Source organism: Candidatus Thermoplasmatota archaeon (genome assembly GCA_030018475.1).
In the GTDB taxonomy this organism is placed as follows: Archaea; Thermoplasmatota; JASEFT01; order JASEFT01; family JASEFT01; genus JASEFT01.
The window spans coordinates 1-8,360 of the sequence record JASEFT010000057.1; the positions used below are offsets into that span (position 1 = coordinate 1).

General features: G+C 38.1%; 7 protein-coding genes and 1 pseudogene. 3 read left to right on the forward strand and 5 right to left on the reverse strand.

All coding sequences use genetic code 11. From position 1 onward, the window contains the following. Positions 1-96 precede the first annotated feature (96 nt). Genes leuS through radA form a run of 3 tightly spaced genes read right to left on the reverse strand, consistent with a single transcriptional unit; the run spans position 97 to position 4,210 of the window. Positions 97-2,970: a leucine--tRNA ligase gene (leuS, locus tag QMD21_06705; GenBank protein MDI6856450.1), complete on the reverse strand. Its 2,874-nt coding sequence runs from the start codon at positions 2,968-2,970 to the stop codon at positions 97-99. Between the two features lie 56 nt (positions 2,971-3,026). Continuing rightward, positions 3,027-3,230: a hypothetical protein gene (locus tag QMD21_06710; protein MDI6856451.1), complete on the reverse strand. Its 204-nt coding sequence runs from the start codon at positions 3,228-3,230 to the stop codon at positions 3,027-3,029. A 20-nt stretch (positions 3,231-3,250) separates the two neighbouring features. Then, positions 3,251-4,210 (reverse strand): DNA repair and recombination protein RadA, encoded by a 960-nt coding sequence (radA, locus tag QMD21_06715; GenBank protein ID MDI6856452.1) that lies wholly within the window; start codon positions 4,208-4,210, stop codon positions 3,251-3,253. Positions 4,211-4,342: 132 nt separating this feature from the next. On the opposite strand from radA, the gene lonB reads away from it, so the two are divergent. After that, on the forward strand, positions 4,343-6,313 hold the full coding sequence (gene lonB / locus QMD21_06720) for an ATP-dependent protease LonB (GenBank protein ID MDI6856453.1): 1,971 nt from the start codon (positions 4,343-4,345) through the stop codon (positions 6,311-6,313). Between the two features lie 2 nt (positions 6,314-6,315). On the opposite strand, the gene QMD21_06725 is transcribed toward lonB, so the two are convergent. Further along, positions 6,316-6,711 (reverse strand): CTP-dependent riboflavin kinase, encoded by a 396-nt coding sequence (locus QMD21_06725; GenBank protein MDI6856454.1) that lies wholly within the window; start codon positions 6,709-6,711, stop codon positions 6,316-6,318. Between the two features lie 114 nt (positions 6,712-6,825). Between QMD21_06725 and QMD21_06730 the strand changes: the two are divergent. Continuing rightward, a pseudogene (locus QMD21_06730) lies at positions 6,826-7,329 on the forward strand (nicotinamide-nucleotide adenylyltransferase). Further along, the gene (locus QMD21_06735) at positions 7,306-7,794 is read left to right on the forward strand and encodes a CinA family protein (protein MDI6856455.1); all 489 of its coding nucleotides are present in this window, start codon (positions 7,306-7,308) and stop codon (positions 7,792-7,794) included. The pseudogene QMD21_06730 and the gene QMD21_06735 overlap by 24 nt, the downstream one beginning before the upstream one ends. A 32-nt stretch (positions 7,795-7,826) precedes the next feature. Here the strand turns inward: QMD21_06735 and QMD21_06740 are convergent, their stop codons facing one another. Continuing rightward, positions 7,827-8,084, reverse strand: coding sequence for a hypothetical protein (locus QMD21_06740; protein ID MDI6856456.1), 258 nt, complete (start codon positions 8,082-8,084; stop codon positions 7,827-7,829). Between the last annotated feature and the right edge of the window lie 276 nt (positions 8,085-8,360).

The window sequence follows — 8,360 nt, forward strand, 5'->3', positions numbered from 1 at the left end:
TTCTTTCCCTGAAGAGTTTCTTTCTCTTTTCCGAAAAGAGAAAGAAAGGCTTCTTGTAAGCGCGGTATCATAACCTCTAGACCACCAGCCCTGAGTTTATTCTATATATATTGCAGGTCTGAAAGGCTCAGAATGCTTGGCTCTCCCTTTTGGATCGTATATTTCCTTCTCATCGCAAGAGATTAGCTTTACATTGCAATTAAATTCTTTGCTAATAAAAAGTACTGCGCCACTTAAATATTTGTACTCATCAACTAAAACTTTCGCCTCTTCCAACTCTTCTTTATTTAACCTTTTCAGCCATTCTAAAAGCTTTTTAACATAATTTGGAGCCTCAGCTTTGGGAGCTGATAACTCAGTAATGGCTTTTTTTACAATACCTGAAAAATCGATAGCCTTTTGCTCTATTATCACTTCTTCGTAAACTTTGTACATCCAACCCGGAGCTGTGTAAATAAAAATATTTTTAGGCTTCATTCTCAGTACTTTAAGAATCTCAGCTATATCTTCAATAACAGATTTAAGTAATTTCTCAGAACGCTCTGCAGTAATATTAATTTTAGATTCTTCGTAAGTTGGATAAGCTTCTGTAGAAATAAAATTTTTAAACCCTAATTTATTCCAAATTTCTTCACACAAATGCGGTATAAAAGGCGTTAGTAGCTTTAATTCTGTTTCAATAAATTTTTTCGTTAACTCGCTATTACCAACATTATTGCTGCGCCTCAAATACCATCTCAAGCTAGCTTGTAAATCGAAGTAGCTTTTAGCAAGCGCTGTTTTTAAATTAAGTTCTTCCATAGAGCTCACAGTATCTTTAACTATGCGATTTAATATTGACTCAAACCATGTGTCGATGTCGTACCATTCATCCCTGCCTTTACCATAGTAAGAGATTGCAAACTCGTATAACTGTTCTAATTTTTTACCTACGATAGATGCTAAAGTAGTAGACCAGTTAGGGTCTTCCAAGCCCTCGCCGCCATAGCCTAATGTAAATCTTATAATATCTGCACAATACTTTTCCAACACCTGTCTTAGAGTATAAAAATTGCCTGCTGACTTACTCATTTTAGCACCGTCTACAAGAATCCAGCCGTTAATTCCAAAAGATTTAGGCCAATAACGTTCTGGAAATATAGCTACATGAGTGAACAAGCAAAACGTGAGATGGTTATGAATCAAATCTTTTCCTGATATTCTACAATCGAAAGGATACCAGTATTCAAACTCCTCTCTTATTTCTTTAAGTTTGTCATTAGTTATACCCAGCTTTGAAGCTAACTTTTGCGAGTCACCGACGCCAAGAAACACAAACTCAAAAAACTCGTCGTTTAATTTATCAGGCTTAATAACATTCTCATAATCTAAATATTTTGAAATTGTATAGTAAGCCATATAGATAGTTGAATCTGATAGAGATTCTATTATCCATTTCTTATCCCAAGGCAGCCTAGTACCAAGTCCTAATTCTCGTGCACAAGCCCAATCTTCAAGCCAATCAACCACAAAACTAAACTGCTTATTCGCATGCTCTGGATAGACGCGGAGCTTATCTAGCGCTTTTCTAACCCTTGATTTCCATGCTTTATCGCCGTATTTAATAAACCACTGATCTTCTACAATCTTTACAGCGCTTGGGGTTAGGCATCTACACACAACTTCTCCAGAAAGCTCATACATTATATTAGCACTACCTTTAGCAATTAATTCTTGCTTGACAAGCTCTTTTGCAGTCTCTACTCTCATCCCGCTATATTTACCGCAATTCTCTTTCATTATTCCAGAATAGAAGCTTGCTTTGTAAATAGTCTCTTTAGCTTTTAACAGTTTTTTGCGCTCTTCCAAACTTGTAATGTTTAACTGCTCGCAAATTTTGGCAGCTGGCAAATCTCCAAAGCCAGGCGTCTCTATTATCCGTATGGGCTCAATACTCTTTACAAGTTTGTAATCAAGCCCTTGCTTTTTGCATTTTTCTTCGTCTCTCTGCAAACTAAGCAATGCAACCCAGTCGTCAGGCGCATCTGAAGGAACGCTTGTAACTATACCTGTACCAACTTTGGGATCGCAAAGTTCTGACGGTAATATTATGAGCTCTTTCTCTATGCCTGGTGCAAAACAGTATTTACCGACAAGCTCCTTACCAAAGATTTTATCAATAACCTTGACTGCGTAACCTTGCATAGCTAATTTATTACTGCATTCGTTACTTACAATCCAATTTTCGTTGTCAACTTTAATTTTTACATATTCTACCTCTGGGTTTACCCATAGATTAGTTTGACCGAAAACTGTCTCTGGTCTCAGAGTAGCTGCTACTAAGTAAAAGTTTGCAATTTTGAATTTAAGTAGCACAAATTCTACAGGCACTTCGCCCTCGCCAACAAGTCTATCATGATCACCTACCGGTGAGTTGCATTTACTGCACCAAACTACAGGATGCCTTCCTAAAGCCACCAAATTTTTGGCTCTCAGCTTTCTAAACTGCCATTCAATAAATTTGTCGTAATAAGGGTTTAAATAAGTAGTCAGAAATTTTCTACGCCAATCTACGCTAATACCGAGCTTCCTTAGATCTTCTTCAGCTGATTTAGGAAAATATTCAGTCCAATATATAGGGTCTTTAAATTTAGGTATTTCTTGCTCAGTTATACCCATATCTCTTAAAATTTCAATCTGCTCCTTTTCATTTTCTTTTATTCTAGCGGCAGCTGCTACAATAGGCGTTCCTGTACAGTGAAATGCAAAAGGGAATAGCACGTTAAAACCTCTCATCCTTTTATATCTTGCAAGTATTTCGCATCGCAGCAGTGTAAAAGCATGCCCTATGTGCAGATAGCCGTTCATGTAAGGGTATGGGTAAGTAATAAAATATTTGGGTTTTTTAATATCTACATCAGCTTCGAAAATTCTTGTCTCTTCCCATTTACTCTGCCATCTCCGCTCTATCGCTTTAAAATCAAGCGCCATGAAATCTCAAAACGCACTGATAGGATATATCTTTTTCTAAAGCTCGAATAAAAATGTTAGGATCTTCTTTCCAACTCTGTTATTATTCTTTCGCACTTACCCCAATCCTCATATTTAAGATAGCAATCAAGCCACAATTGCTTCTTCCTGCTAATCTCCTTGCTAACTTTAAAAAATATCAATCCGAAACCTGTTATTAGTAGGAGGACACTTACAATCATAGTTACGCCCACTACTAGTATTGCAGTTGCCGTGCCCATAGAGTTTTAACTCCTCAATTTCAGTCTCTTATTCCTTCTTCGTTTATACTGAACACAACTTCACTCTCAGGTAAGTGTGGAGAATCTACAAGTCTAGCAATTCTTTTAGGCGCTTTGCTCTTACGTAAGTATATTCTAAAAGTAGACGTGTGCGCCACTATATGCCCTCCTATAGGTCTTGTAGGGTCGCCAAACATTAAGCCTGGATTTGCTAAAACCTGATTTGTAACTATAACTACTGCGTTATTTAAATCTGCAAATCTTTGCAAATCGTGCATATATCTATTGAGCTTCTGCTGTCTACTAGCCAGCGCTCCTCTACCCAAATACTCAGCTCTGAAATGAGCTGTTAAAGAGTCGACTACAAGTAATCCTATAGGTATTTCTTTGGCTTTCTCTTTTGCATTCTCCACTAAAAGCATCTGGTGATTTGAATTAAAAGCTCTTGCTACATGTATTTTAGACAGTACATTCTGAGGCTCTAAATTAAGAGCTTTTGCCATTTGCACTATGCGCTCAGGCCTGAATGTGTTCTCAGTATCTATAATTACAGCCTCTGCCTCCAAGCCGCCTTGTTCTCTGGATAATTGCACATTAACGGCAAGTTGATGAGCCAGCTGAGTTTTACCGCTTCCAAACTCACCGAAAAGCTCTGTTATAGCCTGTGTTTCAAAGCCTCCGCCTAAAAGCTCGTCCAAAGCTTTAGAAGCTGATGTGAGTTTGACTAATTCCTTACGTCTACCGTAAATTACATCTGCCGTCTCAAAGCCACCAACTTTAGCTCTTTTGCGTGCCGCTGCAATTATTTTTAAAGCTGTGGCTTCGCCTATTTCAGCAGCCTCTGCAACCTCTGTCGGGGAGGCTACTGCAAGTGCTAGCAAATCGCTGTATCCAGCATCTCTAAGCTTTTCTGCAGTTGCGCTACCGACGCCAGGCAAGTCTTCAATAGACTCTTCTTCATTTCCATTTTTACCGCTCATACACAAACACCTTTTTACTAAAACCTAATTCTTCTACTGCCATATAAAGTTTAGGTGTAACGTACGATAATAGCGCAATCTAACCACACAGAAAACTATATAGGGAACAATTACTATGAGTTATACATTATTATGGGAACACTGGAAGAGTGGTTTAATACCCTAGAATTTAAAACTACAAAAGAGATGAAAGTACCTGAGAAACTAGTAGATCAAGTAATAGGTCAAGAGGAAGCGGTAGAGGTAATAAAGAAGGCAGCGGAGCAAAAACGTCATGTAATGCTTGTTGGCGAGCCAGGTACTGGTAAGAGCATGCTTGCAAGAGCTATGTCCGAGCTTTTACCAAAAGAAGAGCTTCAAGATATCCTTGCGTACCCAAACACTGAGGACCCTCATGAGCCTAAAATAAAAGTACTGCCTTGCGGAAAAGGTAAAAGTATTGTAGCTGCTGAGAGAGTTGAAGCGCTAAGAAGAAAAGCTCAAAAAGATTCTATGCTCCTTTCAATAGGTTTTTTTGTTATCCTGCTTGCAGTTTTATGGGCTTTCTATACTAAAGATTACATGATAGTTATAGTGAGTATTGTTGCAGTTTTATTCTTAATTCTTGTAATGAGATTGCCAAGTAGAAGAGCGAGTAGAGAGTTAATACCTAAAATTCTAGTCTCTCATACTGAGAAAGACAATCCTCCTTTTATAGACTCCACAGGCGCTCATGCAGGCGCTTTGCTCGGGGACGTTAGGCATGATCCTTACCAATCAGGCGGCTTAGAAACACCTCCTCATGAAAGGGTGGAGGTAGGCGCTATTCACAAAGCCAACAAAGGAGTACTGTTTATAGATGAAATCAACACTATTAGGCAGGAAGACCAGCAGAACTTGCTTACTGCATTACAAGAAAAACAATTTCCTATAAGTGGCCAAAGTGAGCGCAGTGCCGGAGCTTTAGTTAAAACTCAGCCGGTACCTTGCGATTTCGTACTTGTTATTGCAGGTAATTTAGATGCAGTGCAAAGCATACATCCTGCTTTGCGCTCCAGAATAAGAGGATATGGCTATGAAATATATATGAAAAGTTTAATGGAAGATAATGATGATAACAGAAAAAAGCTTATAAGGTTTATCGCCCAAGAGGTAGTAAAAGACGGTAAGATACCGCATTTTGATAAAAGTGCTGCTCTAGAAATAGTTAGAGAGGCGCAAAGGAGAGCTGGCTGCAAAGGAAAATTATCGCTCAGACTGCGCGAATTAGGGGGCTTGATAAGAGCCGCTGGCGATATCGCTGTGGAGCGCTTTATAAAGGCACTGCCTGAAGATGCTAGAACTGGAGCTATAAAGAGGGCTAAAGAGGAAATCTTAGTTACTGCTGAAGACGTGCTAGATGCAAAGAAGTTAGCGCGCTCATTAGAGCAGCAGGTTGCAGATAGACTTATAGATAAAAGAAAAGAGTATAGAAGCTTTAGAACCGAAGGCACGGAAATAGGAGCTGTTAACGGTCTAGCCGTCATAGGTGCCGATACAGGTATAAGCGAATACTCTGGCATTGTACTACCTATTGTTGCAGAGGTTGCTCCTGCACATTCAAGAGCTGAGGGAAAAATTATTGCAACTGGCAAGCTCGGCGAAATCGCAAAAGAAGCTGTGCAAAACGTTTCTGCAATTATTAAAAAATATACAGGTAAAGATATAAGCCATTATGATATCCATATTCAGTTCATAGGTACTTACGAGGGAGTTGAAGGTGATAGCGCAAGCATTAGCGTTGCAACCGCAGTTATTTCTGCACTTGAAAATGTAGAAGTAGACCAAACCGTTGGTATGACTGGCTCGCTATCACTGAGGGGCGAAGTTTTACCTGTTGGAGGCATTACTGCCAAGATTGAAGCTGCTGCAGAAAATGGCTTGAAAAAGATAATAATTCCAAAAGCAAACTTAAGAGATGTACTTATAGAAGAGAGATACAAGAACAAAATTGAAGTTATAGGGGTAGAGACTATAAAAGAAGTTCTTGATTGCGCTTTGATAGGTGTTAAAAAATCTTCTCTGCTTGAGAAACTTTCTTTGATAGTGCCTAGAAGGTTTGGAGCTACCGTGCCAGCACCATAGCTTTAACAAACCTCTACATCAACTTCATCGCCATCTTTCAGTTTAAATTTCTCCCTTAGACATTCACCTGAAATAATTTCAACTATGTTTTTGTGACGCGTTTTTTCAGGGATTATTAACCAGCAATTTAAGCCCTTCATATTAGCCTTAAAGCATCTCACAGCCCCAAAATATTTTTCACCTTCTTTAAATCCTTTTACAACTATAGCTTTTGCTTTTTTCAAAATTTCTAAAATACCTACTTCGTTAGAGCTTAACCTTAAATTGAGAGTTCCAGGATAAGGAGCTAAGCCGAGCTTATCCTCAAATTCTTTAAGATAATGCTTGAGCCCCATATAATATTTGCCTTCTCCTGTGCCTGAGCATACAATTCCTCGTAATAATAATTGCAAGCGCACTCAAAAATAGTCAAACTCTTACAAGCTTAAAAATGTATATTTCCGGTAAAATTGTGAAAAAAAAATTATTGGGCTAGCGCAACCAATATAAATCTTAAATCTCATTACATTATAATGATAGGTCTCATTATAGGGCGCTTCCAGCCTTTCCATAAAGGGCATTTATCTGTAATCAAAAAAATAGCTAAAGAATGCGAGTTTGTGATTATAGGAATAGGGAGCGCTCAATACAGCCATACTTTAGAAAATCCTTTCACAGCTGGCGAGCGCTATTTAATGATATCAAAAACTTTAGAGCAAGAAAAAATTTCAAATTATTATATTGTTCCTATCGAGGATGTTAATCGCTACGATATTTGGGTTTCGCATGTAGAAGCTTTAGCTCCTAAGTTTGATTTAGTATATACTAATAATCCACTCACAAAACAGCTTTTTTTGGAAAGAGGTTATAAACTGAAAAGCATGCCTGTTTACGATAGAAGGAAATATTCTGGCAGGGAAATAAGGAAGCGCATACTGAAAAGCGAAAACTGGGAAAATTTAGTTCCCAAGCAAGTAGCTCAAATAATAAATGAAATAAAAGGGTGCGAGCGCATAAGAACGCTTGCTAAAACAGATGTCTATGCCCTAGAGCATGAGGTTAGTAATTTATTGCTTACCAAAAATTTAAGTCTTGCAATTGCAGAGTCTTGCACAGGTGGCTTAATAACAAATTTGCTGACAAACGTTCCTGAAGCGAGTAGATTCTTGATAGATTCTAGAATACCTTATACTGAGAAGGCAAAGAAGGCACTTGGAATAACTGATAAATTAATTGAGAATTTTGGTCCTGTGAGTGCTGAAATAACTTTAGAGCTCGCTAAAAAAGTGATGGAGTTAAACAACACCGATTTAGGGTTGGGGGTTACTGGCTACGCAGGTCCTAGCGGAGAAAGGCTTGGCGAGGCTTTCGTAGCAATCGTATCAAAAGAAAAAGAGTTATGCAGGAAATTTAAGTTTGTAGGCTCTAGAGAAGAAATAAAAGAGAGGATTGCTGAGGAAGCACTTAGATTGCTGAAAGAGTACATTGAGGGCTGGAAATAAAAGTGAAGAACCCCGGGCTGAAGCCCGAGACATCAAGCAGTAAGCTCGACTTTTTCGCCTTCTCTGGCTTTCATTGTGATTTTTGTTGTTTGAGAAAGAAACTCGCTAGCATCTAAAATTTCGAATAAAATTGGCAGTCCTTTCTTATCAAAATGCACAATAAATGGTCCGACTTCTTCTCTATCTGGGTTTTTAACTGCTTTCTCAACATCTTGTTGAGTCAGCACAAATCCATATTTTTTAAGCGATTCAAACTTAAATTTTGCATGAGAGGTATATGTTACTTCCATTAACATCTGTAAATTTGTATGGACTTAAAAACATAGCTGAGCGGAGAAAGTGAAGAACCTCGCTATGAATTACGAGGCATCAGCTTTTATTTAGAATTGTTTTAGATAGATAAATACTGTCGCTGAAATTTTACGAACTCGCGGATTCTTTATTGTACGCGATAAGTTTATACCTTTTCTTCGGTTTGGTTTTTTTCTAAGCGAATTAATTTCCATAATTTTAATTCTTTTGATATTTTCAGTACTTCCGAAGGTTTACTAAAATATTGTTTCTTT

What these genes read in the sequence shown, in the direction of transcription:
- leuS (MDI6856450.1), bottom strand. Translation starts at nt 2,970, where the DNA reads ATGGCGCTTGATTTTAAAGCGATAGAGCGGAGATGGCAGAGTAAATGG.
- QMD21_06710 (MDI6856451.1), bottom strand. Translation starts at nt 3,230, where the DNA reads ATGGGCACGGCAACTGCAATACTAGTAGTGGGCGTAACTATGATTGTA.
- radA (MDI6856452.1), bottom strand. Translation starts at nt 4,210, where the DNA reads ATGAGCGGTAAAAATGGAAATGAAGAAGAGTCTATTGAAGACTTGCCT.
- lonB (MDI6856453.1), top strand. Translation starts at nt 4,343, where the DNA reads ATGGGAACACTGGAAGAGTGGTTTAATACCCTAGAATTTAAAACTACA.
- QMD21_06740 (MDI6856456.1), bottom strand. Translation starts at nt 8,084, where the DNA reads ATGGAAGTAACATATACCTCTCATGCAAAATTTAAGTTTGAATCGCTT.